Raw genomic sequence first — 23,261 nt, 5'->3', positions numbered from 1 at the left:
AAATAGGTATTTATACTGAATTGGTTTATGGATAAGTTTTCTAATTTTGGACATGAGGTTGAGAAAATAGATTTTGATGTCTATTCTCATATGATGAATGAAGTTATGAAGTCCCCCTTCTTATCTTCCCCAAATTTTTAAACCTGCATATCGCCTACATAATAAGTTGTATTAATAACCAATTAAATATATTTATTATGAAAAAAGTAATTTTAAGCATCTCAGCGATGCTGTTTGTGGGTGTAGCAGCTTTTGCTCAAGGTAACACATCATCAGTAAACCAAGTAGGTAATTCGGACACTGGTATTGTGAACCAAAATGGTCAAACTAATGATTCTAAAATTGATCAGTTAGGAGATTCAAACAAATCTGAAGTGTATCAAGGTATTCAGCCAGCAAGTTACAATGCTAAAAGCAATTTAGCAGATGTTAAACAAAAAGGAGACGGCAATACTGCATTTGTTTCTCAGAGCAATCATGACAACAAAGCTTATCAAACTCAGACTGGAGACCAAAACAGTGCAACAATCTGGCAAGATCAAATTGCAGGTCCAAATTCAGCATTAGGAGGATGGGATAAAGCAACTCAAGTGCAGACTGGTAAAAAGAATACCGCTACTATTGACCAAGGTACAACTGGTAACGAAAAACCAACTGGCTTACCATTTACAAGTGCACAATTATTGCAAGTTGCTGGTGTAAATGTTCCGTTTGCTCCTCATAGCCAAAATGATGCGACTCAAACACAAAAAGGAGATAATAACACAGCTTATGCAAGCCAAGGTGGTGTTCAAAACAAATCTACTCAGACCCAAACTTCTCCTAACGGTACTTCAGCATCAGATGGCAATAAATCAAATCACTATCAATATGGTGACAAAAACGAGGCTACTTTAACACAAAATGGTACTAAGTTAACTGAGAACACATTGCAAATAGGTAACTTAAACAAAGCTACTGTATCTCAAACAGGATCAGCTCATAGCAGTGTTAATTTTTCTTTTGGAAATTCAAACGTAATTAGCGTTACTCAAAGCAACTAATTGCATAAAATTAAAATGTGATAGCCGTAGAACGGTTATCACATTTTTTTAATTTAAAATTTCTAGAGATGAAAACTTTCATTGTATATCTACTATTGCTATTCTTTTATGGCCCTGTATTTCATGCCCAGGAAAAAGAAGAAGGTTCGCAATTTAAAAATTATAGCTCATCGCTTTTCAATTCAAAAGAGAAAGCCTTTAGCGTTGTTTCACACCTTGATAAAAAAGATCGAAACGAGTTAAATTCGAGAATTCAGTCAGGTGTCCAGATACAGCAGATAGGTGATTTTAATAAGGTATATGCATCTTTAAAATCAAATGATACAAAGGTTGCAGTAGATCAAAAAGGCGATAATAATGCGCTTGCATTAGATAAAAATGCAAAAACTATTACTCAGAGTGTTATTCAGCAAGGTGACAATAACAAAATTTCTGATTTTACATTATACACTAATCATAATGTAAATATGGAAATAATTCAAAAAGGGGATAATCAAAGTGTTCAAAATATAGGAACCAATTCTCTGTCAAAAAATATGAAAATTACGCAGACAGGAAATGGCGCTTCCGTTATTCTAATAAACAAATAAAAACATGCAATTTATAAACAGACATATCACAATCTTTTTATTGCTCTTTTCTTTTCTCATTTACGGGCAAGTTCCGCAAGATAAGATAAAGGCAAAAATTGAAATAGAAAGAGTAGAAAACAGCGTAAAAATTACGGGTACCGCCGAAAACTTGACAGAAGTAATTCGGAGTGCGGCTTATCGTTTGTCTGTTATAAAAAATAATAATAAAAGTAGTAATCAGTCTAATAATGATCAAGTTGGCATTTTTACTTTACAGCCCAACGAAATTCAGAAATTATCTACTTCGCAAATTAATCTGACAGCAGATGACGAAGTAATAGTTTTGCTTTTGTTTTATGATGAAGACAAACAGATCATAGCAAAAGACCGTGTGGTTTTGGGTGAAGAAAAAAAAAAGATGATGTAATAGTTCTTCCTGTTGACGGATTTGTTTTAAAAGGTATTATTACCGATGATACCAAGACAAAAATGGGAAAGGATTTTTACGACAGATATTATTACAAATACAATGATATTGGAATAAATGCCGAAAAAATAGTAACAATAGGTGAAGAATACAGTTTTGCCAGGAATACAGCCATATCTATCACTATAGATAATGAGGTTATTTATGAGTTTTTGGTCAGACCAGACGACGAATTTTTAGAAGCAGTTGCAGAAGAAGCTGTAAATGCCACTTTTACCTATTTGAAAGAAAAAGAAAAAGAACGCAAATATTTCACTCAGTATTAATTTTTATTATTAGAGACATGAAACTTATTCTAGCACTTGCAGTTTTTCTGCTTGTACCTCCATTTATACATGCTCAAGCATTGGTTTATAAACCTGTAAATCCTGCATTTGGCGGCGATACTTTTAATTATCAATGGCTTTTAAGCAGTGCTGAGGCGCAAAATAAGCAAAAGGATAAAACAGCAGAAACCAAAACCCAAACTGATTTAGAACGATTTAAAGCCAATTTAAATTCACAGTTACTAAGTCAGATTTCAAGTCAACTTTATAAACAGCAATTTGGCACAGATGGTATCAAGGAAGGTTCCTATACTTTCGGAAGTTATTCGGTAGATGTTTACCCATCAGTAGACGGATTAACACTTAATATCTTAGATACCAACACAGGAGAACAAACCCAAGTAATCATCCCAAATCAATAACATGCGCTTTCATTACTACCTATTTATTGCATTTGGATTTCTTTTCACAGGCTGCGGCGCTTACTATAATCAACCCACAGGAGTACAGAAAGCTGTTTTGGGTGAGGGAACGCCTGCGACTTCTTTATTAAAAGATCTGCCAAAACCAAAAGAGCAAGTTGTTGTTGGGGTATATAAATTCAGAGATCAGACAGGACAATATAAACCTCAGGAAAACGGAAGCAGTTTTAGTACCGCTGTTACTCAAGGTGCAACTTCTATTTTGATAAAAGCACTCGAAGATTCAAAATGGTTTGTACCAATTGAGCGTGAAAATATAGGGAACTTATTGCAGGAACGAAATCTTATTCGCGCCACACGTCAGGAATATGTCAAAAATGCAAATCCAAACGAACCTCAATTGACGCCGCTTTTATATGCTGGAGTTCTATTAGAAGGAGGTATTGTTTCCTATGATTCCAATATTATTACAGGCGGATTCGGAGCTAGATATTTTGGAGCAGGAGCTTCTGTAAAATATCGTCAGGATCGTGTAACGATTTATCTTAGAATGATTTCTACATCCAATGGAAAAATTTTAAAATCAGTTTATATCTCAAAAACAATTTTATCTCAGGCAATTGATGAGAGCCTTTTTAGATATGTAAATTTTAAAAGACTTCTAGAAGTAGAAACAGGGTACACAACCAACGAACCTGTGCATATGGCTGTAACTGAAGCCATAGAAAAGGCAGTAGAATCATTAGTTTTAGAAGGAATAAAAGATAATATTTGGGAAGCTGATGCACCAAAATGGCAGGTTGATAATTTGCTTAAAGCTTATGCTGAAGAAACTAAAACTGCAGACGTAACAGGACTTTATGATAGAGTTTTGGAAAACAGAAGAAGCAAATTTGCCATAGAACTTTCTGGAGGAACTACTTTAATGGACGGAGATTATCAAGATCCGCTGTTGAGGCCTTTTGGGCGTGGTGCTTTAAAATGGATGATTTCTCCAAGTTTTACCGCTAGTGCTTCTGCTAATGTTGTAAATCTCGCTAATAAAAATTTACTAGATGTTGGGTACATTACTTATGATCTCAATATGGAATGGATTATTCTCCCAAAAGATCGGCTTACTCCTTATTTGTATGTAGGCGGAGGATACGGAATGAATAGCAAATTTGAAAATACATACGGTAAATTTCAATATGGTGCAGGATTAGAATATATGGCATCAGATAGGATAGGACTGAAATTATTTGCCGAACAAAATATCAATTTCAGTGATAATATCGATTATATCGTAGCAGGAACACGTGATGATTACTATTATAAATTCGGATTAGGACTAACGTATTATTTCGGTAAAAAGAAAAAATAGAGGTTATAAAATTCGAAAATAGAAGACACACGTTAAAATCTTAAAGCAAGCTAATCATGAAGAATTTATATAAATTAATAAGTGCAATTTTTTTATTGGTTTTAGTTTCCTGCAGTGAAGAAAAAATTGGAGAATCTGAGTTTGGAACTGTAACGGGAAAAGTAGTCAGCAGTGAGACTTTTGAACCAATGGAAAATGTGAAAATATTGTCAAGTCCTACAAGCAGTACCGTTTTTACAGATGCCGAAGGAAAATTTACTGTTTCGAATGTGAAAGTCGGCGAATATTCTTTTCAAGCTCAAAAGGAAGGTTTTGTAGCAAAATTTGAAGCGACTACCGTAACCGCAAATAATTCTTCTGAAATTGTATTTGAACTTAGTAAATCGACAGCAAATAATAAACCACCGACAGTTCCAGTTTTGGCAACTCCGGCAGATAATAGCTCAAATCAGCCTGTAAATGTAGAACTCACTTGGACCGTTACTGATCCTGATAATGATGGAATGACGTATACAGTAAATCTGCGAAATGATAAAAATAGTGAGATAGCTGTTTTTTCAGACCTAAAAGATAAAAAACTAGCGCTTGCCAATTTATTGTACGGAGCCAAATATTACTGGCAGGTTTCGGTATCTGACGGAATAAATTCAGCTGTTTTAAGTACAATAAGTGCATTTTCTACAGTGGCATTTCCGGCAACACGACATTTATTTGTCAAAAACATAAATGGAAACAACGTGATTTTTACGGCAGACGATGCTGGAAAACAATATCAATTGACAAGTTCTGAAAAGAATTACTGGCGTCCGAGACGAAATAATCAGGCTCAAAAAATAGCATTTATAGGAACAAGCGGTTCGCAAAATGATATTTATACGATGAATTTTGATGGGACAGACATAAAAAAAGTAACCAGTTCTGTTCCTATTGCAGGATTTAATGCAGATTATTTAGGATACTCTTGGAATGCTTCCGGAAGTGAATTTATTTATCCAAATTTTGATAAACTATACAGAGTAAAAAGCGATGGAAGCGGATTAACTAAAATATTCCAAACGCCAAATGGGAAATTTATTTCTGAATGTGATTGGAGCGCAGATGGAAGCAAAATAGCGCTAAAAGTAAATGATATAAATGGTTATAATGTTGAGATTTACGTTATAAATCCATCGGGTGTTGTTGTGACACCTGTATTGGCGGGGGAACCTGGCGCCGTTAGTGGCTTGAATTTTTCTGTTTCAGGTTTGAAATTAGTTTACACAAAAGATGTGTCGGGATTTGAGAGTTCAAATTACCGTCAGCTGGATTCTAAAATTTTTGAGTATAGTTTTCTTCTCGGAAATTCATACCAATTGGCTACAGAAAAAATAGCAGGAACAAATGATTTTGATGTTCGATATTCTCCTAATGAAGCAGAGCTAATTTTTATGAATACTTCAAATGATGGCATTTCTGTAAAAAGCATTGTAAAATGCGGTATTGGAGTTGCCAATTCGCGAACTGCATTATTCACAGGAACATCGATGCCTGATTGGGAATAAAAATAAAGAGTCAAGAGCTTGATAACCAATTTTATTTCGGAAAATCGGCAGAAATGCACTTTCTGCCGATTTTTTTTAGAATCAAATAATCGAATAAGTCAAAGAATTAAAAAAAGGGATTATCTTTGCAGCACATCAACACAAACTAATTTTCATGAGTTCAGATTCTAGCAAAAGATATGCACAAAGAGGTGTTTCGGCATCAAAAGAAGACGTACATAACGCTATAAAAAATATTGACAAAGGTTTATTTCCGCAGGCATTCTGCAAAATTGTTCCAGATTATTTAACGCAAGATTCAGAGCACTGTCTCATCATGCACGCTGACGGAGCCGGAACTAAGTCATCTTTGGCGTATATGTATTGGAAAGAAACTGGAGATCTTTCTGTTTGGAAAGGAATCGCTCAAGATGCCTTAATCATGAATATTGACGATTTATTGTGTGTTGGTGCAACAGATAATATTCTGCTTTCTTCAACTATTGGAAGAAATAAAAATTTAATTCCGGCTGAGGTTATTTCTGCAATCATCAACGGAACAGAAGAATTAATCAACGAATTAAAATCATTCGGCGTTACCATTCATTCAACAGGAGGAGAAACTGCCGATGTTGGAGATGTTGTTCGTACAATTATTGTAGATTCTACAGTAACAGCTAGAATGAAACGTTCAGATGTTGTAGATAATGCAAACATCAAAGCAGGAGACGTTATTGTTGGTTTGGCTTCTTTTGGTCAGGCAACTTACGAGAAAAGTTATAACGGCGGAATGGGAAGTAACGGATTAACTTCTGCACGTCATGACGTTTTCGGAAAATATTTAGCTAAAAAATACCCTGAAAGTTATGATGCAGCAGTTCCTGAAGAATTAATTTACTCGGGACAAGTTAATCTTACTGATGAAGTTGAAAATAGTCCAATAAACGCTGGACAATTAGTGCTTTCTCCAACTAGAACTTACGCTCCAATTATCAAGAAAATTTTAGATAAATATACTCCAGAAGATATTCACGGAATGGTGCATTGCAGTGGTGGTGCACAAACTAAAATTTTACATTTCGTAAAAGATTTACACGTTATAAAAGACAATTTGTTTCCAGTACCGCCATTGTTCAAGTTAATTCAAGAACAATCAAAAACAGATTGGAAAGAAATGTATCAGGTTTTCAACTGCGGTCACAGAATGGAGCTTTACGTTCCAGAAAATATCGCACAAGATATTATTGAAATTTCTAAATCATTCAATGTAGACGCACAAATTGTTGGTAGAGTAGAGGCTTCAGATGCTAAAAAACTTACCATAACAAGTGAATACGGAACATTCAACTATTAAAAAAATAACCATATAAGTGATATAAGTTCAGTTTAAACTGGCAGATTTGATTGTCAGGCTGAGCGAAGTCGAAGCCCTTATTTTGATTTGACAGCTTATTTCATTCAGAAAGAATTTATATTTTCTTATATCACTTATATGGTTTAAAAATATTTAACTATGTACGAATTACTTTTTTGGAAATATCTAGACGAAATTTACCTGAACAATCAGGAAGTTTATGAAGCGCTTGTTGAAAAACAAGAAGTTGAAGGTCTGGCTGAACTACAAGTTGAAGTAATTGTAAATAGAATCAATTCTGTCTTTTCGGATTGGGAAAGAGTAGATGAAAACAGCTGGAAAAATCCAAAAGGGAAAGGCGCTTTTCAAGTAATTACCACTCCGCAAAGCATAAAAATTGACTGCTACGGAACAGAAGGAAAAACCATGAACAAATTAGTTGATATCATGGAAGAATTCAAATGTCCGCTTTACGATCCGCAAGTTCCGGAACGTTACGATGAAATGAGCGAGTAGTTTTATTGTTTGAAGTTTCAAGTTTCAGGTTTCAAGTTTTTCCACAAAGTTTTGGAATTTGGAATTTAAAAAATTGGAATTTATAATTCACCATTAACAATTTACAATTAAATCTTATCCGTTTTTCAAAAGCACATTCTGTTCTTTTCTCATTTTTTCAGTCAATTGATTGATATACGTTTTTATTTTCTGCGGAAGCGTGTTCCAATTTTGATCCTTTTCAAGACTTCTGCAATTATCGAAATCACATTCAACTGCGCGAATAACATATTTTTTCTTTTTATAAACCGTAATAATTTTTACGCGTCTTATATAGCCATCTTCGTTGCGAGTTCCATAAACAATAACAGGTTCAATGTAACCGTCGCCATCAATATCTTTTGTGCTGCAATATTTTGTCCAGAACCAGATTTTTGTTTCTTTCGGGAGAGTATCTTCAAGCAAATCATTAATTTTCCATTGATCTAAAAATCCGCCATGATCATTAATCACACAAACTGCTTGTATTTTTGTATTTAAAGTATCTTTTTTAGAGATTGTTTTTTGATTTTCGCCCAAAACCAATTCATACACACCGCCTTTATCACTAAACTCAAATGCTCTATAAATAGGAAAATCAGTTAGATTTTCGAGTTCTCGTTGCGCAATTTCCTGTTTCGTTAACCTACGACTTTCAATTTTTTGAGAAAAAATAAACGACGAATAAAAAGAAAGTAAAACTAAAATATATTTTTTCATGTTTTGGTTCGGCTTTTAGTATACCAAAGATATTTAAACCTTTTGAGTCTTGCTAAATTTATGTTTTTTAAAAATAGATTTTGTTGTACTTTTCTAAATTAAAACGGCAGCAAATATTTCAACAAAAAACTACAATATGACTAAGATAAACTATGTCAAATTTCTTTTCAGCATAATGGTTTTAGTGCTTTTTTCTGACACTATAAATGGACAAAAAAAAGCGGAGCAAAATCGAAACCTAATTCAATATGTTGATCCAATGATTGGAACAGCAAAAATGGGACATACTTATCCCGGAGCAACAGTTCCTTTTGGGAGTGTACAATTAAGTCCAGAAACTGATACAATTGCTTATAGTTTAAACGGAAAATATAACGGAGAAGTCTATAAATACTGTGCTGGTTATCAGTATGAAGATAAAACTATTGTTGGTTTCAGCCATACCCATTTCAGTGGGACTGGACATTCAGATTTAGGCGATTTCTTGATTATGCCAACAACTGGCAAACTGCAATTAAACCCTGGTGTGGCATCAAGACCATTATCAGGTTATAGATCGGCATTTTCGCATTCGACAGAAAAAGCAGAACCAGCCTATTACAGCGTTTTTCTAGAAGATCATAAAATAAAAGCAGAAGTGACGGCAACAACTCGTGTTGGAATGCATCAATACACTTTTCCAAAATCTGATGAAGCACACATCATTTTGGATTTAACTTCAGGAATTTACAATTATGATAAAAAGAATGTTTGGACATTTGTTCGTGTAGAAAATGACACTTTGATAACTGGATATCGCCAGACAAATGGCTGGGCAAGAACCCGAACAGTTTATTTTGCAATGTCATTCAATAAACCCATTAAAAGTTACGGACAAGCTGCTCAGGAAAAAAGTGTTTATAGAGGTTTTTGGGGAAGATTCGATCAAACGAAAAACTTTCCGGAAATGGCAGGACAAAACTTAAAATTATTCTTTGATTTTGATACGAATGAAGGTGAAAAAATCAAAATTAAAATGGCTTTGTCACCTGTGAGTTCTGCTGGCGCATTAGAAAATATGAAAAAAGAAACGCCAGATTGGGATTTTGAAAAAGTGAAAAAACAAAGTCAGGAAGTTTGGAATAAAGAATTGAATAAAATTCAGGTTGAAACCATTCAAAAGGAAGATTTGGTTAATTTTTATACTGCAATGTATCATGCATTTTTGGGACCAACCGAATACATGGATTTAGACGGAAATTATAAGGGTCTGGATATGAATGTTCATAAAGCCGAAAACTTTACCAATTATACCAGTTACTCGCTTTGGGATACGTATCGTGCTTTGCACCCGCTATTTAATATTGTACAGCCCAAAAGAAATGGAGATATGGTGAGTTCCATGCTGGCGCATTCAGATCAGAGTGTTCATAAAATGCTTCCAATTTGGTCGCATTATGCCAATGAGAATTGGTGTATGATTGGATATCATTCGGTTTCGGTTGTAGCAGATGCAATTGTAAAAGGCAATATTAGTTTTGATGCCGAAAAAGCGCTTCAAGCTTGCGTAAATACTGCAAAAGTGCCGTATTATGATGGTCTAGAATTTTATATGAATAAAGGATATGTTCCAGAAGACAAAAGTGGAGCTTCGGTTTCTAAAACTTTAGAATATGCGTATGACGACTGGGCAATTGCGCAAGCGGCAAAGAAATTGGGAAAAACAGATATTTATAATGAATTCATCAATAGATCGAAAAATTATAAAAATGTCTATGATGAAAAAACAGGTTTTATGCGTCCGAAATTGAATGACGGAACATTTAAGAAAGAATTCGATCCACTAGACACGCACGGCCAAGGTTTTATAGAAGGAAATTCATGGAATTATAGTTTATACGTTCCGCAAGATCCTGCCAATATAATTCAATTGATGGGCGGAAATGAAAAGTTTAAAGTTCGTTTAGATTCATTATTCAACATGCATCTTCCAGACAAATATTTTGAAAAAACAGAGGATATTACAAGAGATGGAATCATAGGGAATTATGTTCACGGAAATGAGCCTTCGCACCATGTTGTGTATTTATACAATTGGACAGATTCACCTTGGAAAGCGCAAGATAAAATTAGAATGATCTTGAAAAAAATGTACAGAAATGGTGCTGATGGGTTAGGCGGAAATGACGATTTCGGACAAATGAGCGCTTGGTATATTTTCAGCAGTTTAGGATTTTATCCAGTTGCTCCAGGTTCTGACGAATATGCTTTAGGAAGTCCGTTACTGAAAAAGGCTACTTTGAATTTAGAAAACGGTAAAACGTTTGAAGTCGAAACGATAAATCAATCTGATAAAAATGTTTTTGTGAGCAAAGTTTTATTGAATGGAAAAGAACTTTCTAAGCCTTTCTTAAAACATGCAGATGTTATGAATGGTGGGAAAATTACATTTTACATGAGCAGTAAACCGAATAAAAAGAATTTTATTGGTAATTAATTTCAAATGGAAAAGGAAATTATAATTGAAAATGTTGGTGTTTGGATGGATGGGGGAACTGTCACATTAAAAATGAAAAAAGATAATTCAATTTTTTATGAAATTGATTTTGTGCAAAAAGTCATTTTAGAAAAAAGTAAAAGACAAATTGAAAATAGTTTAGTTCCTGGGAGCCTTTTGCTAAACAGAAAGGAGGTTGAGATACGATCATCATTAGAGAAGGAAATACTTTCAGAAATTAAAGTTGCTAAATTCGGAACAAACATATCTCAAAGTGAAACAGATGCCTTGAATCGTATAATTTTAGAAGCTATAAAATTTGTTGAATCAGAAGATTATATAACAGTTGCTAGAAAAGTTGGACGTATTAAATAATTAATTTTTTAATAAAAATAGAAATGTGTCCAATTTTATAAAAACTTCACGAAATTTGCACTTCAAATAAAGAAAGATAAATATGAAAATAAATCTAAAATCAGGAATTGATAAATTGCTTTTCGGAATGAAACAAAACGATGTTACAGCCGTTTTTGGAAAACCTGATAAAAATTATAAAGACGAAGATGATAATGTGATTTTTGTATACAATGCACACAAAATCAGATTGACATTTTATGAAGAAGAAGATTTAAAACTTGGTTATCTTGTAGCTTCAAGCAATGCTTTAGAAGTTTTCGGATTCAAATTAATCGGAAGAAAAATTGCGGATGTAAAGAAAGATTTCGCCGCAAAAGGAATTACTAAATACAATCAAGAAACTTTTGATACTTTCGAAAATTACTTCAACGAAGATAACTGGTTTATCCTTCAAACTGAATTTGATGAGGTGGTGAAATTTGAAATTGGAGCGATCATCAATAGTAAAGATGAGTTTGACTGGAAATTTCCTGTGAAGAAATAGTTTCGCAAAGATAGTATTTGATACGCTAGGTAAAATTTGGATAACCTCCAGCTTTAGCTGGAGGTTATAAATAAAGAGAAGTAAAAGGCTTTAGCCAAACAATAATTATTTGGCTAAAGCCCTCTCTGAGACTATAATTTATTCATCCAGCTAAAGCTGGACGCAATTCGAAAAACGTCATTTCGAACGAAGGATCACACAAGAAGCTCCGCAAAAGTATGTCAGACAATCTTTATCGATTTACGTATGTGATTCTTCGTTCCTCAGAAAGACATAAAAAAAACCGACAATCACTTGTCGGTTTTTTTATATCATAAAAAGAAATTATCCTTTTAACCATGCATTTTTAAGTTTCTCTTTTGAAGCATCAGTAGCTTTAAAAGTTTCAGCTTCTTCAAATGGCAATTTTACAGTTCCTTTAATAGTCTCTTCTTTTCCGCCACGTTTTACTTTAAGTATGATTGGGTCATTATCTTTCCAGTTTTCACTTTCAGTAATCAAATCATAAATGTTATCCAAATTGTATGATTTATTATTTACAGCTAAGATTTTATCACCACCTTTTAAATTTAGGTTTTTATAGAATTCAACAGATTCTGAATCTGGACGAACAATAATTTCTTTCGTCGCTTTATCAACAGTAATGTATGGAGTTTGTCCTTTGATAAAAGGATTTCCAGATTTTTTCTCAGTTGCTTTTGTTACACCAACTTTAGCTAAGTAGAAATCGTAAGGAATTGGAGTGGTTCCAGCAACATATTTGTTCAAGAATTCTCCCACTTCAGGATAAGTTAATGAAGTGATTTTTGCAAATAATTCATCATCATTAAATGGTTTTTCAACACCGTATTCATCAGATAATTTGTGCATTAAATCAAGAATTCCTCTTTCTCCATTGCTTTTTTCTCTAATGATAATATCGATGCACATTCCAATTAAAGCTCCTTTTTGGTATACATTTAAGTATTGGTCTTTATAAGGTTGTTCTAATACATTTTTACTCATTACCGTAAATGACATTGTATCATTTAAACCTTTAGCTTGCTCAATTTTATCAGCAATACGAGTATAGAATTCAGCTTCACTAATCAAACCTTGATTGATTTGGAAAAGATTAGCAAAGTATTCTGTCACACCTTCATACATCCATAAATGTTCAGACATTTTTGGAGCATTGTAATCAAAATACTGAATTTCTTTTGAGTGGATAGTTAATGGAGTAACAATATGGAAGAACTCGTGAGAAACGACATCTTTCATAGATTCTACCAATTTTTCTTTCGGCATAGATTCTGGTAAAACTACTGTTGTAGCAGTTGGATGCTCTAAAGCTCCAAAACCATGCGCATCATCTTTTGCCATGCTTGACAAGTACAATAACACGGTATATTTTTTAGTAGAATTTACTTTTCCTAAAAAGTTTTTCTGTGCTGTCATCATCGTTTTCATCTCTGGAGTAATGCTTTCAGCAGTATATTTTCCAGTAGGAGAGTACACAGCAATTAAGATATCCATTCCGTTTACATTAAAAGTTGTGTAATCAGGTTTAGAATACATAATTGGATTTTCTACCAAAATAGCATAACGAGAAGTCGTGAACACATCAGAAGTAGCGCTTGCATCCTGATCTGTCATAGAAGTTGCTCCCCAAAGTGTTTCAGGATGTGTGATAGTAACTTTGTACGGCACATCTAATTTATCTTTAAAATACCCTACAAATCCATGAGTATTAACCATGAAATTTTTTCCTGCATCAATATTTGTTCCTGCTGGAGAGAAAACATCATCATTCCCAAATCCAGTTCCTTTTTCTGTATCGAAACTATCGTTTACCAAATAAGTGATTTTTTTCAGTGCTTTTGCGTTTGAAATAGACCAAGAATTATCGTCTAATCTCTTTACTGTAAGCGGATTTCCTTTAGCATCAAATGCTTTAAAATCTTCCGAAAATTTTCCGTAATTATCTGTTGAATAAGTACCTGGGACTGTTTTCGGTATACTGTAAACAATTTCGTCAGCTTTTATGGCTGGCGGAGTAACCGTTACTAAAACTTTATCGTCTTTAACATCGGTTAAATTGATATTAACTTCAACTATATTGCTTTTTGCGGCTCCGGTGCTCCCTGTTTTACAGCTCCAAAAAGTGACCGCTAGAGCTAAGGTGTAAAGTATTTTTTTCATTTCTATATGTTTAGTTAATTGTATTTGACACAAAAATCACCAAAAAGTTACTAAAAAATCATATTAAATTTAAAGATAAAAAAAAACTCCTGAAAAACAGGAGCTTTATGTTAGTCTAATTTATTCTTGATATAATATTTTCCGTCCAAATCTTCATCAAAATCATCTATTTTTACTGGTTTTGGTTTTGGCTTGTTTGCAATTGCCTTCTTCTTCCACATCTCAAATTTTTCAAGAGGCATTTTCTTTTTCATAATGTCCAGGACTTCTTTTTCTGCCAATCCAAACTCTTTTTTTATAATTTCAAATGGATTTCTTTCTTCTAAAGCTAACGAAACAAGTTTTTCAATTTGTTCCGGAGTCAATTCTTTGCGGCTACTCTTTTTCATCTCGTGAAAATTAATTCAAAATAGGGTGTTAATTATTAATAGATTGATTTTCAATTCTAGTATCAATATTAAAAAAAAAAATAATAAGTTGGTTCAGTAAAGTGTACTTTTTTTTGGAGAATTTAGCTGTTTTTAAAGGATCTTGATTTTTGAAATGGAATTTTTAACAGATTTTTCAATTCATTGTTTTCTTCAGGAAGCATATGAGTATCTACACCGTATACAAGTTGATCTTTGGGCAAATAGGTGAATGTTCTAAAAAGTCTGTCCCATACAGAAAAAATATTACCATAATTACTATCTGTATAAGGCAGCACATAATGATGGTGAACTTTATGCATATTTGGAGAAACAATAAAATAGCTTAAGAAAACATCCAGTTTTTCTGGAAGCGAAATATTGGCGTGATTAAATTGTGAAGCAATAACGGATAATGACTGATAGAGAAAAACCATCCACATTGGTGTTCCAACGATTAAAACGCCCAAAGTGGTAAAAACAAAACGAACAACACTTTCTCCAGGATGATGTCTATTGGCTGTCGTAGTATCGATCCAAGTGTCGGTATGATGCACCAAATGAAATTGCCATAGAATTTTTACTTTGTGTTCTACCAAATGGGCTAAGTAAGCCCCAATTAAATCCAAAAGCAATAAACCAATTATGGTATATAGCCAGATAGGCATTTGTGGAAGCCACTGCAGAATTCCAAAATTATTTTCGATTGTCCAAGCGGCGGTTTTTATTAGAATAAAGGCAAGAATAAAGTTGACAACAATTGTAGTGAAGGTAAAAAAGAAATTTATACCTGCATGAGGCCATTTTTTGTATTGCATTTTAAACAAGGGAAAACTATTTTCAATAAGCCAGAAAATAGTAATGCCACCAACTAGAATAAGGCTTCTATGCGATGATGGAATCGTACTGAAGTAAGAAATGATTTCGTTCATAATACATACATATTTGAGTTGAAATAAAATTTTCTTGCCGATTTTATCCAAATAAAAAGAGAAAATCAAATATAAATATATCAGATTTTCTCTTTCAAATTAAATTATGTACTAATAATTGCGTATTATTTTTTGATGAGGCTTATTATAAATAATAAAACCCAAGCACCACCTACGGCAATCAGAATCTGCCATAGAAGGCCTCCGCCTCCAATACCAAGTTTTCCGGCAATCCATCCTCCGATAAATCCGCCTATGATTCCGACAATGATATTGCCAAGTAATCCAAAACCAGAACCTTTCCAGATTTGACCGGCTAGCCATCCAGAAATGGCACCTATAAGTAAGAAATATAAAAATTCCATATTTTATTTTTTTTTGATGATCTGTTGACTTTTTTCTCTTTTATGCTTCTGCATGATTTTGCAGCAGTGTCTTATAAAGGAAGCCAGCTGCTAATGCACCAAGAATAGGGGCTACCCAAAATAGCCAAACCTGAGATAATGGTTCTCCGCCAACAAAAATAGCTTGAGATAATGATCTCGCTGGGTTTACAGAAGTATTTGTAATTGGAATACTGATTAAATGTATTAACGTTAAAGCTAAACCAATGGCAATTCCGGCAAATCTGCCATTTGCAAATTTATCAGTAGCTCCTAAAATCACTAATAAAAAGAATAAAGTAAGCACAAATTCTGCAATAAAAGCAGACTGTAACGAATAACCATCAGGAGAAAAAGCTCCAAAACCATTAGATGCAAAGGCTCCAGCTTTTGTATTGTCTATTGCAAAACCAGCTTTTCCAGAGGCTATTGTGTATAAAGTTCCTGCCGCTGCGGCAGCTCCAACACATTGCGCAATGATATACGGAATAAGATCTTTGGCAGAAAATCTTCCGCCTGCCCATAAACCGAAAGAAACGGCGGGATTAAAGTGACCGCCAGAAATATGGCCAACAGCGTATGCCATTGTAAGTACGGTTAAACCAAATGCTAGTGCAACACCAGCGAATCCAATTCCTAAATCAGGAATTCCGGCAGCAAAAATAGCGCTTCCGCATCCTCCAAAAACAAGCCAATAAGTCCCAAAAAACTCTGCAAATAATTTTTTCATAATAGAATAATTTAATGGTTAATGTTTAGAATGTATATTGGTAAGCCCAATAAATTAAAACAAATTGTAAGGGCAAACGTACAAATAAAATCCATCTTGGTAAACTAAAACCTGCTTTTTTATTTTGAAACATGTACAAATTGGCAGGGAAAACAGCAAGTAATAGCACTATAATTCCCCACGCGGCATAATTTGATGTAAAAGGCAGGACTAGAAAGATGCCTAGAATAATCTCGGCGGCACCACTTAAAATATTTATGAATTTGGGGTTTTTAAATGCGGGCGGAATGATTTTTATGTACATTCCAGGTTTTCTAAAATGATTTAGCCCAGCAAGAATATAAAGGAAAGCCATTAAATACAAATGCCAAGGTAGAATCATGATATCTAATTGTTTATCACGAATTTATAAAAAAATTAACAATTATTGCATTACAGATCTTCTTTTTTTGAAAGTATGTATTTTAAGTTATTTTTTTGACTTGAAATTTACATTCATAATAATTATGGCTAGAATAATCAATACAATGCCGACCCATTGAGAAAAGATTACCTTTTCATTTAATAAAACATAGGCCATCATTACAGAAACCGGCAATTCAAGTGCAGAAACAATGCTCCCTAGTCCGATTCCCGTTAAAGGAAAACCAGCAGTCATTAAAAGTGGCGGAATAATAGTTCCGAATAATGACAATACAATTCCCCATTTTAGGAAGATTTCTAGATTGAAAGCAGTTACCTGTGTTGCAAAAGCAAATGAAAATACAATAACAGCACCGCCTAGAAGCATGTAAAGGCTTCTTTGTGCAGATGAAATTTCAGTTGAAACGCTATTTGCAGTAAACATAGTAGTTGTAAAAGAAGCGGCTGCCAGCATTCCCCAAACTAGACCTCTCCAGTCTAGTTCGATATCATTATTGATGATATTGGTAGCTAAAACAGTTCCGAAAAGTACTATAAGTACAGCAATTACCTTTTGTTTTGAAGGCAGTTTTTTTTCTAAAATCATTTCCAATAAAACACCCATCCAAACGGTTTGCATCAATAGAACGATTCCAATAGAAACTGGAATGTATTTTACAGCCAAATAGTAAAACAAGCTTGTCATTCCTAATGAAGTTCCTGCAAGCATTAAATTGAAAATGTTTTTAGGAGATGCTTTTACGGCTGTATTTTTGTTTTTAATACGCTGAAAAAGATTGATCATAAGAATACCTAGAATTCCGTAAATAAACTGTGAGGTTGTGACTTCTGCAGTTGTGTATCCTTCAGAATAGGCCATTTTTACAAAAGTAGCCAACATTCCGTAAGTGGTTGCTCCCAAAGCAACAAGAAAAACACCTTTTAATACATTATTTTGCGACGTCATAAATTATCTGTTTTTAAAAAATTAAGCCGGCAAAGGTAAGCTATTTTATTTAGGATTCTATTGTACTATGTTGAAAATGGTAATTTAATGATAATAAAATTTAGTTTTAAAATCTATAATTATGAATTCTTTAAAAAATGAAAATGCTAGAAAACAGAAAAGCCATCAAAAATAATTCTGATGGCTTTGTATGTTTATAAAGAAGGAATCTTCTCTTTTCTAATTATTTAGGCTGATTTGTATATGTTTCAATTTCAAAAATCAGAGTTGCATTTGGAGGAATTACACCGCCAGCTCCTTTTTCTCCATAAGCTAAATTTGAAGGCAAGAAGAAAGTTGCTTTTTCTCCGTCTGTCATCATATCAAGAGCTTCAAGAAAGCCAGGAATCATGCCTTCTTTTTTACCAACTGTAAAAGGAAATGCTTTGTAGCCGCCTTGTGCGTCTCTGTTTGCATCATATTTTCCGTAAGTTTTTGTTACTGGAGCCATGCTGCTGTCGAATAAGCTTCCATCCTCAAAATATCCAGCGTAATGGAAATAGATTGTAGAACCTTCAGCACCTTTAACGCCAGTGCCTTTTTGAGTAATTACGTATTTTAAGCCTGTAGAAGTTGCTGTTGCTTTCGCTTTTAAGTCTTTAAAATAGGCAGCTTTGGCAGCTACTACTTTTTTTGCTTCTTCTTTTTTAGCAGCTTCTTTTTTTACATCATCGCTAAGAGTTTTTAAAGCATCAAATTTCTTTGCTGCTGCACCTTTACGAGTAATAACAATTTTTGTCATTACGTCGTCCTGAACAATTTTGTTTACAATGTCCATTCCCGAAACAACATGGCCAAAAATAGTGTGTTTTCCGTTTAACCAAGGCGTATCTTTATGTGTAATAAAAAATTGGCTTCCGTTTGTTGCTGGGCCAGAATTTGCCATTGCTAGAACACCACCTTTTTCGAATTTTAAATCGTCTGCAAATTCATCTTTAAAAGAAAATCCTGGACCTCCAGTACCATTTCCGTCAGGATCACCACCTTGAATCATGAAATCATTAATGACTCTGTGAAATTTTAATCCGTTATAAAATGGTTTTCCTTTAAGAGCCCCTTTAACATTAGGATTTGTGCCTTCTGCCAAAGTAATAAAATTTGCTACCGTAACAGGAGCTTTTACATATTCTAAAGAAAGAACGATATCTCCTTTGGTAGTAGAGATTGTTGCAAAAATTCCATCGCCAGGATTTGCCGCAGCAGTTGCTACCGTTGCAGGTTTTGCCGCTGGCTTTGCCGCAGGTTTTTTAGTCTGAGCTTGAATATTTACTATTGCTAAGCAAAATAAAAACAGAAATTTAAATTTCATTGCTTTTTAATTTTAAGTCTATAATTCGATTACTGTTTATCTGAAATTTGGATTTCGAAAATGATATTAGCGTTTGGCGGAATTACTCCTCCTGCACCTGTTGCTCCATAAGCTAAGTGAGACGGTATAAAAAGAACCGCTTTATCTCCATAAGACAATTGCTCAACTCCTTCAATAAAACCAGGAATCAAACCGTCTTTTTTTCCAGCCTGAAATTGAATTGGTTGGTAGCCGTTTTGTGCTGCTCTTGCAGGATCAAATTTTCCGAATTGTTTTGCAACTTCTTCAATGCTAGCGTCAAATAAAGTTCCGTTTTCAAGGAAACCAGCGTAGTGAATGTAGATTGGATTTCCTGCAGCAGGTTTTTTGCCGTTTCCTTTTTCTGTAATTACATATTCTAAACCGCTCGTAGTTTTTGTTGCTTTTGCTTTTAAAGCAGCATAATAATCTACTTTTTCTTTTTGAACGCCGGCATATTTGCTTTGTTCTTTTGCGATGTCAGCAAAATAATCGTGAAATACTTTTACGGCATCAAATTTCTTAGCTGCTTCACCATTTCTGATAATTGTTACAGATACGATATTGTCGCCTTGAACTACTTTGTTTACTACTTCTTGATCTTTCGCACTTACCACGTGACCAAAAATAGTATGCAGGTTGTCTAACCAAGGAGTTTCTACGTGAGTGATAAAAAATTGGCTGCTGTTTGTTCCTGGACCATTGTTTGCCATTGCTAAAACTCCAGCTTTATCAAATTTTAAATCTGAGAATTCATCTTTAAATTTATATCCAGTATCTCCAGAACCAGTTCCTAATGGATCACCACTTTGGATCATAAAATTTTCGATTACTCTATGAAATTTCAAACCATCAAAAAAAGGTTTGTTTTTTAATTGTTCGTGTGCTACAAACTCGTTTTTACCTTCAGCTAAAGTCACAAAGTTTGCAACTGTTATAGGAGCTTTTTTGTAATCAAGTTCTACAATGATGTGGCCTTTGTTTGTCTCGATATCTGCATATAATCCATCTGGCAGGTTACTGTGGTCGTCCTTACAAGAATAAAATGAGCTTACGGCTATTAGTAATAATAAAATACTCTTTTTCATTTTTTAAGATATTGTTTTATTGAGTTAATGTGTCTTTATTTGCTTGTACTGCAGGTTTAGCCACAGTAGGTTTTGGTGTTGCGGTTTGTAGCGATTTTGTAGTTGGTTTTGCTGTTTGAGCCGTTGGATCCGGAACAAAATTTCTAAGTGTAACAGTAACGATTAGAGGTTCGTTTGTTCCAATTTTTTTGTTGTCTCCATGATATCCATATGCCATATGTGATGGAAATAAAAACGTAACCGTTTCATTTTTATGCATTCTTTTAATTCCGTCACGTAAACCCATCATAATGTCCTGTTTGTCTACATAATAGGTTTGCGGACCAAGATCAGATTCAGAGTAAATAATATTGCCTTTAATATCTTTTACTTCCATGTTAAAGTAGGCAATATCACCTTTTCTAGGAGCTAGAGTTTCTGCATCATTCTTTTCTTCATAGCAAAACCAATAGCCTTTTGGAGTGGCATAATATTTTACTTTCGGATTGTTTTTGATTATCTTTTTAATGACGTCTTCTTCGTTTGCCACCAGCTTTTTATTTCGGTCAGCCGACTTCTTCATGAACGTTCCTGAAGTTCTAGAGATAGGTTTTCTGGCCTCTTCATGATGCTTGCAGCTGCTTAATAAAACAGTAAAAAGCAAAGTATAAATGGTAAGTTTTAGGTAATTCATGATTTGGATTATAATTTTAGTTTTTTGACTAAATCTTCAAATTTATTTACTGTTTCTTCCATAGAAGCTTCAGATCTTCCTCCGGCAGCATTGACATGTCCGCCTCCGTTAAAATGGTCTCTTGCAAATTGGTTAACATCAAATCCTCCTTGAGAACGGAAAGAAATTTTAATGATTTTTTCTTCTCTGTTTTCAATAAATATGGCTGTAAAAACAATTCCGCGAATGCTTAATCCGTAGTTTACAATTCCTTCGGTATCACCTTTTACATAGTTAAACGAATCAAGTTCTTCTTGTGTAAGGGTCATGTAAGACGTTTTATGGTCTTCAAAAATTTTCATATTTTGAAGTGCACGGCCTAATAACTGCAAACGGCTAAAAGAACTATTATCGTATAGTAAAACCGGAATTTGAGTGTTTTCGACTCCTAAATCAATCAATTCGGCAATAATTCTATGTGTGTTTCCTGTAGTTCCTGGAAAACGGAATGAACCAGAATCGGTCAAAATTCCAGTATAGATGCAAGTTGCAATGGTTTTATCAATATCTTCTTTTTTGTTTAAAAAGGCAATAAAATTGTACACCATCTCACAAGTGGATCCGTAAGAAGTGTCTGAGTACGTATAAGCAGCATAATCATGAGGTTTTTCATGATGATCAATCATGATAAATGGAGCGGTAAGTTTGGCTAGAGTATGCTCCATTTCGCCAGTTCGATGGAAAGCATTAAAATCAAGCGTAAAAATAAGCTCGGCTTCTTCTAATATTTTAATGCAGTTTTGAGTATCTTTTTCATAGATTTTTACTGTTTCTGAACCTGGGAGCCAAGCTAAAAAATCAGGAAAATCATTTGGAGAAATAACGGTTGGCTGATGATTATTTTTAAGTAAAAAATGGTACAAAGCTAGAGTAGAGCCCATGGCGTCACCATCTGGTCCTCTGTGCGGAATTATTGCGATTTTCTTTGGCGCAGCAAGCAATAACTGAATCGCTTGAATATCTTGTATTTTCATAGTTTGCGAATTTACATTTTTTTAATGTAATGCTGAAAATAATTTTAGTTTTCAGTCGCAGTCTCAGTTCTCAATCCAGTTTGGAATTTGGAATTTTACTTTATAAATTCTGTAGTTCTTTCTTTTGAAATTTTTGATACAGTTTATATTTCGCACCTTTTACAATCTGAGATTTGTAAATTCCAACAGAACCAGAAGAGAAATAAGCGATTGTGCAGGCGATTGCGATGAAGATTCCAGGAGCAATTCCGAATAATTCCATTCCCATTATGGTGCAGGCAATAGGAGTGTGGGTTGCGCCAGAGAAAACAGCCACAAATCCGATTCCTGCTAAAAGCGCAATGGGCATCGGAATTACGATTGATAATGCGCTTCCTAAAGTCGCTCCAATAAAAAATAAAGGTGTTACCTCTCCGCCTTTAAAGCCAGCTCCAAGTGTAAATCCTGTAAATAAGATTTTAAGCAGAAAATCGTACCATTGATTCGGATTTGAAAATGAATCGACAATTACAGGAACGCCTAATCCTGAAAATTTTGTAAATCCTAAACCAGCAATGGCAATAGCCAAAACTACTCCGCCAATTACAGGACGAAGCGGTGGATATTTTATGTTTTTTGAAAAAAGGGAACCCCAGAAATGTGTACTTCTAGAAAATAATAAAGCAGCAAACCCAGATAAAACTCCAACAATTAAAGTAAAAATAATATTGTTTAAACTAAGTTCTGGAACAATAGGAATACTATAATGTGTATGTTTGATTTTCCAAAATTCTACTGTAAAATAGGCTGCGTAAGCAACTAAGAAAGAAAGCAAAATGCTTTTAAAATTAATTTTACTGAAATATAAAACTTCCAAAGCGAAAATTGCACCGGCTAAAGGCGTTCCAAACACAGAAGCGAAACCGGCACTGATCCCGAGAATGATTAAAATTCGGCGTTCTGAATTATCAAGATTGAAAAACTTGGTAAACTGATCAGCAATTGCGCCTCCCATTTGTACCGCAGTTCCTTCTCGTCCTGCAGATCCTCCAAATAAATGTGTTAATAATGTTCCTAAAAGAACTAAAGGGGCCATTTTAAACGGAATGACTTTTTTAGGATTTTCGTATTCTTCGAGCAAAAGATTATTTCCTTTTGTAACCGATTCTCCCCAATAATAATAACTCAACCCGACTAAAAATCCGCCGAAAGGCAAAAGCCAAATAATCCAATCGTGCTGAATTCTAAATTGTGTTACCCATTCTAAAGAAACTAAAAAGAAAGCAGATGCAGAGCCTGAAAGTATGCCTATTAAAACACAGATAAGAATCCATTTTGGAAGAGAAAATAGGAATTGTTTTAGATTTTGGGAAGTCATTAAATGTAAAAATTTGCCACGAATTTCACAAATTTTCACGAATTAGAAGTTAAAAACAATCTTTTTTTACTCTTTTAATCTGTGACAAAAGAAAATAATTAGTG

25 protein-coding genes are annotated in these 23,261 nt (G+C 34.0%); 12 read left to right on the top strand and 13 right to left on the bottom strand.

What is annotated here, in order from left to right:
• Positions 1-197: 197 nt before the first annotated feature.
• The 9 genes from RB618_RS09775 to RB618_RS09735 all read left to right on the top strand — a co-directional run bounded on the left by RB618_RS09775 (position 198) and on the right by RB618_RS09735 (position 7,543).
• Positions 198-1,043 carry a hypothetical protein gene (locus RB618_RS09775; protein ID WP_308068572.1) on the top strand — a complete coding sequence of 282 codons (846 nt, stop codon included), beginning with the start codon at positions 198-200 and terminating at the stop codon, positions 1,041-1,043.
• Positions 1,044-1,111: 68 nt separating this feature from the next.
• Positions 1,112-1,633 (top strand): hypothetical protein, encoded by a 522-nt coding sequence (locus RB618_RS09770; RefSeq protein WP_308068571.1) that lies wholly within the window; start codon positions 1,112-1,114, stop codon positions 1,631-1,633.
• 4 nt (positions 1,634-1,637) lie between these two features.
• Positions 1,638-2,042 (top strand): curli-like amyloid fiber formation chaperone CsgH, encoded by a 405-nt coding sequence (csgH, locus tag RB618_RS09765; protein WP_308068570.1) that lies wholly within the window; start codon positions 1,638-1,640, stop codon positions 2,040-2,042.
• Positions 2,042-2,368 carry a CsgE family curli-type amyloid fiber assembly protein gene (locus RB618_RS09760; protein WP_308068582.1) on the top strand — a complete coding sequence of 109 codons (327 nt, stop codon included), beginning with the start codon at positions 2,042-2,044 and terminating at the stop codon, positions 2,366-2,368. The genes csgH and RB618_RS09760 overlap by 1 nt, the downstream gene beginning before the upstream one ends.
• Before the next feature lie 17 nt (positions 2,369-2,385).
• Positions 2,386-2,790 carry a curli assembly protein CsgF gene (locus RB618_RS09755; protein WP_308068569.1) on the top strand — a complete coding sequence of 135 codons (405 nt, stop codon included), beginning with the start codon at positions 2,386-2,388 and terminating at the stop codon, positions 2,788-2,790.
• A 1-nt stretch (position 2,791) separates the two neighbouring features.
• A complete protein-coding gene (locus RB618_RS09750) occupies positions 2,792-4,153 on the top strand; it encodes a CsgG/HfaB family protein (RefSeq protein WP_308068568.1) in 1,362 nt (453 codons plus the stop codon).
• 56 nt (positions 4,154-4,209) lie between these two features.
• On the top strand, positions 4,210-5,694 hold the full coding sequence (locus RB618_RS09745) for a carboxypeptidase regulatory-like domain-containing protein (RefSeq protein WP_308068567.1): 1,485 nt from the start codon (positions 4,210-4,212) through the stop codon (positions 5,692-5,694).
• A gap of 154 nt (positions 5,695-5,848) precedes the next feature.
• Positions 5,849-7,027, top strand: coding sequence for an AIR synthase related protein (locus RB618_RS09740; RefSeq protein ID WP_308068566.1), 1,179 nt, complete (start codon positions 5,849-5,851; stop codon positions 7,025-7,027).
• A 159-nt stretch (positions 7,028-7,186) separates the two neighbouring features.
• Entirely contained in the window at positions 7,187-7,543 is a 357-nt protein-coding gene (locus RB618_RS09735) for a hypothetical protein (RefSeq protein WP_111378699.1), read from the top strand.
• 114 nt (positions 7,544-7,657) lie between these two features.
• Here RB618_RS09735 and RB618_RS09730 read toward each other — a convergent pair whose 3' ends face one another.
• Entirely contained in the window at positions 7,658-8,281 is a 624-nt protein-coding gene (locus tag RB618_RS09730) for a M949_RS01915 family surface polysaccharide biosynthesis protein (protein ID WP_308068565.1), read from the bottom strand.
• Positions 8,282-8,417: 136 nt separating this feature from the next.
• Between RB618_RS09730 and RB618_RS09725 the strand changes: the two genes are divergently transcribed.
• From RB618_RS09725 to RB618_RS09715, 3 genes are all read left to right on the top strand, one after another.
• Positions 8,418-10,757, top strand: coding sequence for a GH92 family glycosyl hydrolase (locus RB618_RS09725; RefSeq protein WP_308068564.1), 2,340 nt, complete (start codon positions 8,418-8,420; stop codon positions 10,755-10,757).
• A gap of 6 nt (positions 10,758-10,763) precedes the next feature.
• Positions 10,764-11,132, top strand: a complete 369-nt coding sequence (locus tag RB618_RS09720) for a hypothetical protein (protein ID WP_008462442.1) — start codon at positions 10,764-10,766, stop codon at positions 11,130-11,132.
• 82 nt (positions 11,133-11,214) lie between these two features.
• Positions 11,215-11,658 carry a hypothetical protein gene (locus tag RB618_RS09715; RefSeq protein ID WP_308068563.1) on the top strand — a complete coding sequence of 148 codons (444 nt, stop codon included), beginning with the start codon at positions 11,215-11,217 and terminating at the stop codon, positions 11,656-11,658.
• Between the two features lie 324 nt (positions 11,659-11,982).
• Here RB618_RS09715 and RB618_RS09710 read toward each other — a convergent pair whose 3' ends face one another.
• From RB618_RS09710 to RB618_RS09655, 12 genes are all read right to left on the bottom strand, one after another.
• Entirely contained in the window at positions 11,983-13,839 is a 1,857-nt protein-coding gene (locus RB618_RS09710; RefSeq protein WP_308068562.1) for a peptidase M61, read from the bottom strand.
• Between the two features lie 110 nt (positions 13,840-13,949).
• Positions 13,950-14,228 (bottom strand): DUF2805 domain-containing protein, encoded by a 279-nt coding sequence (locus RB618_RS09705; RefSeq protein WP_308068561.1) that lies wholly within the window; start codon positions 14,226-14,228, stop codon positions 13,950-13,952.
• Between the two features lie 122 nt (positions 14,229-14,350).
• Complete coding sequence (locus tag RB618_RS09700) at positions 14,351-15,178, bottom strand: sterol desaturase family protein (RefSeq protein ID WP_274255947.1); 828 nt, start codon at positions 15,176-15,178, stop codon at positions 14,351-14,353.
• Between the two features lie 125 nt (positions 15,179-15,303).
• Positions 15,304-15,543, bottom strand: a complete 240-nt coding sequence (locus tag RB618_RS09695) for a GlsB/YeaQ/YmgE family stress response membrane protein (protein ID WP_129748455.1) — start codon at positions 15,541-15,543, stop codon at positions 15,304-15,306.
• Positions 15,544-15,583: 40 nt separating this feature from the next.
• Positions 15,584-16,291: an aquaporin Z gene (gene aqpZ, locus RB618_RS09690; protein WP_160782335.1), complete on the bottom strand. Its 708-nt coding sequence runs from the start codon at positions 16,289-16,291 to the stop codon at positions 15,584-15,586.
• A gap of 25 nt (positions 16,292-16,316) precedes the next feature.
• On the bottom strand, positions 16,317-16,673 hold the full coding sequence (locus RB618_RS09685; protein WP_308068560.1) for a DoxX family membrane protein: 357 nt from the start codon (positions 16,671-16,673) through the stop codon (positions 16,317-16,319).
• Between the two features lie 87 nt (positions 16,674-16,760).
• Positions 16,761-17,660: a DMT family transporter gene (locus tag RB618_RS09680; RefSeq protein WP_308068559.1), complete on the bottom strand. Its 900-nt coding sequence runs from the start codon at positions 17,658-17,660 to the stop codon at positions 16,761-16,763.
• Positions 17,661-17,883: 223 nt separating this feature from the next.
• Entirely contained in the window at positions 17,884-19,008 is a 1,125-nt protein-coding gene (locus RB618_RS09675; protein ID WP_308068558.1) for a peptidylprolyl isomerase, read from the bottom strand.
• 29 nt (positions 19,009-19,037) lie between these two features.
• On the bottom strand, positions 19,038-20,114 hold the full coding sequence (locus tag RB618_RS09670; RefSeq protein ID WP_308068557.1) for a peptidylprolyl isomerase: 1,077 nt from the start codon (positions 20,112-20,114) through the stop codon (positions 19,038-19,040).
• Between the two features lie 16 nt (positions 20,115-20,130).
• Positions 20,131-20,787 carry a gliding motility-associated peptidyl-prolyl isomerase GldI gene (gldI, locus tag RB618_RS09665; RefSeq protein ID WP_308068556.1) on the bottom strand — a complete coding sequence of 219 codons (657 nt, stop codon included), beginning with the start codon at positions 20,785-20,787 and terminating at the stop codon, positions 20,131-20,133.
• An 8-nt stretch (positions 20,788-20,795) separates the two neighbouring features.
• Positions 20,796-21,800, bottom strand: a complete 1,005-nt coding sequence (locus RB618_RS09660; RefSeq protein WP_308068555.1) for a bifunctional oligoribonuclease/PAP phosphatase NrnA — start codon at positions 21,798-21,800, stop codon at positions 20,796-20,798.
• 100 nt (positions 21,801-21,900) lie between these two features.
• Entirely contained in the window at positions 21,901-23,157 is a 1,257-nt protein-coding gene (locus RB618_RS09655; RefSeq protein WP_308068554.1) for a voltage-gated chloride channel family protein, read from the bottom strand.
• Positions 23,158-23,261: the final 104 nt, after the last annotated feature.

The sequence above is a fragment of the Flavobacterium sp. LHD-85 genome (assembly GCF_030929595.1).
In the GTDB taxonomy this organism is placed as follows: Bacteria; Bacteroidota; Bacteroidia; order Flavobacteriales; family Flavobacteriaceae; genus Flavobacterium.
Note: the sequence above shows the minus strand (reverse complement) of the source record. Positions and strands in the feature narration are given on the sequence as shown.

Coding starts and splice junctions, on each gene's coding strand:
- aqpZ (WP_160782335.1), bottom strand. CDS start 16,291: ATGAAAAAATTATTTGCAGAGTTTTTTGGGACTTATTGGCTTGTTTTT.
- RB618_RS09670 (WP_308068557.1), bottom strand. CDS start 20,114: ATGAAAAAGAGTATTTTATTATTACTAATAGCCGTAAGCTCATTTTAT.
- RB618_RS09750 (WP_308068568.1), top strand. CDS start 2,792: ATGCGCTTTCATTACTACCTATTTATTGCATTTGGATTTCTTTTCACA.
- RB618_RS09755 (WP_308068569.1), top strand. CDS start 2,386: ATGAAACTTATTCTAGCACTTGCAGTTTTTCTGCTTGTACCTCCATTT.
- RB618_RS09710 (WP_308068562.1), bottom strand. CDS start 13,839: ATGAAAAAAATACTTTACACCTTAGCTCTAGCGGTCACTTTTTGGAGC.
- RB618_RS09685 (WP_308068560.1), bottom strand. CDS start 16,673: ATGATTCTACCTTGGCATTTGTATTTAATGGCTTTCCTTTATATTCTT.
- RB618_RS09705 (WP_308068561.1), bottom strand. CDS start 14,228: ATGAAAAAGAGTAGCCGCAAAGAATTGACTCCGGAACAAATTGAAAAA.
- RB618_RS09745 (WP_308068567.1), top strand. CDS start 4,210: ATGAAGAATTTATATAAATTAATAAGTGCAATTTTTTTATTGGTTTTA.
- RB618_RS09655 (WP_308068554.1), bottom strand. CDS start 23,157: ATGACTTCCCAAAATCTAAAACAATTCCTATTTTCTCTTCCAAAATGG.
- RB618_RS09775 (WP_308068572.1), top strand. CDS start 198: ATGAAAAAAGTAATTTTAAGCATCTCAGCGATGCTGTTTGTGGGTGTA.
- RB618_RS09770 (WP_308068571.1), top strand. CDS start 1,112: ATGAAAACTTTCATTGTATATCTACTATTGCTATTCTTTTATGGCCCT.
- RB618_RS09680 (WP_308068559.1), bottom strand. CDS start 17,660: ATGACGTCGCAAAATAATGTATTAAAAGGTGTTTTTCTTGTTGCTTTG.
- RB618_RS09675 (WP_308068558.1), bottom strand. CDS start 19,008: ATGAAATTTAAATTTCTGTTTTTATTTTGCTTAGCAATAGTAAATATT.
- RB618_RS09720 (WP_008462442.1), top strand. CDS start 10,764: ATGGAAAAGGAAATTATAATTGAAAATGTTGGTGTTTGGATGGATGGG.
- gldI (WP_308068556.1), bottom strand. CDS start 20,787: ATGAATTACCTAAAACTTACCATTTATACTTTGCTTTTTACTGTTTTA.
- RB618_RS09740 (WP_308068566.1), top strand. CDS start 5,849: ATGAGTTCAGATTCTAGCAAAAGATATGCACAAAGAGGTGTTTCGGCA.
- RB618_RS09735 (WP_111378699.1), top strand. CDS start 7,187: ATGTACGAATTACTTTTTTGGAAATATCTAGACGAAATTTACCTGAAC.
- RB618_RS09725 (WP_308068564.1), top strand. CDS start 8,418: ATGACTAAGATAAACTATGTCAAATTTCTTTTCAGCATAATGGTTTTA.
- RB618_RS09660 (WP_308068555.1), bottom strand. CDS start 21,800: ATGAAAATACAAGATATTCAAGCGATTCAGTTATTGCTTGCTGCGCCA.
- RB618_RS09730 (WP_308068565.1), bottom strand. CDS start 8,281: ATGAAAAAATATATTTTAGTTTTACTTTCTTTTTATTCGTCGTTTATT.
- csgH (WP_308068570.1), top strand. CDS start 1,638: ATGCAATTTATAAACAGACATATCACAATCTTTTTATTGCTCTTTTCT.
- RB618_RS09715 (WP_308068563.1), top strand. CDS start 11,215: ATGAAAATAAATCTAAAATCAGGAATTGATAAATTGCTTTTCGGAATG.
- RB618_RS09695 (WP_129748455.1), bottom strand. CDS start 15,543: ATGGAATTTTTATATTTCTTACTTATAGGTGCCATTTCTGGATGGCTA.
- RB618_RS09700 (WP_274255947.1), bottom strand. CDS start 15,178: ATGAACGAAATCATTTCTTACTTCAGTACGATTCCATCATCGCATAGA.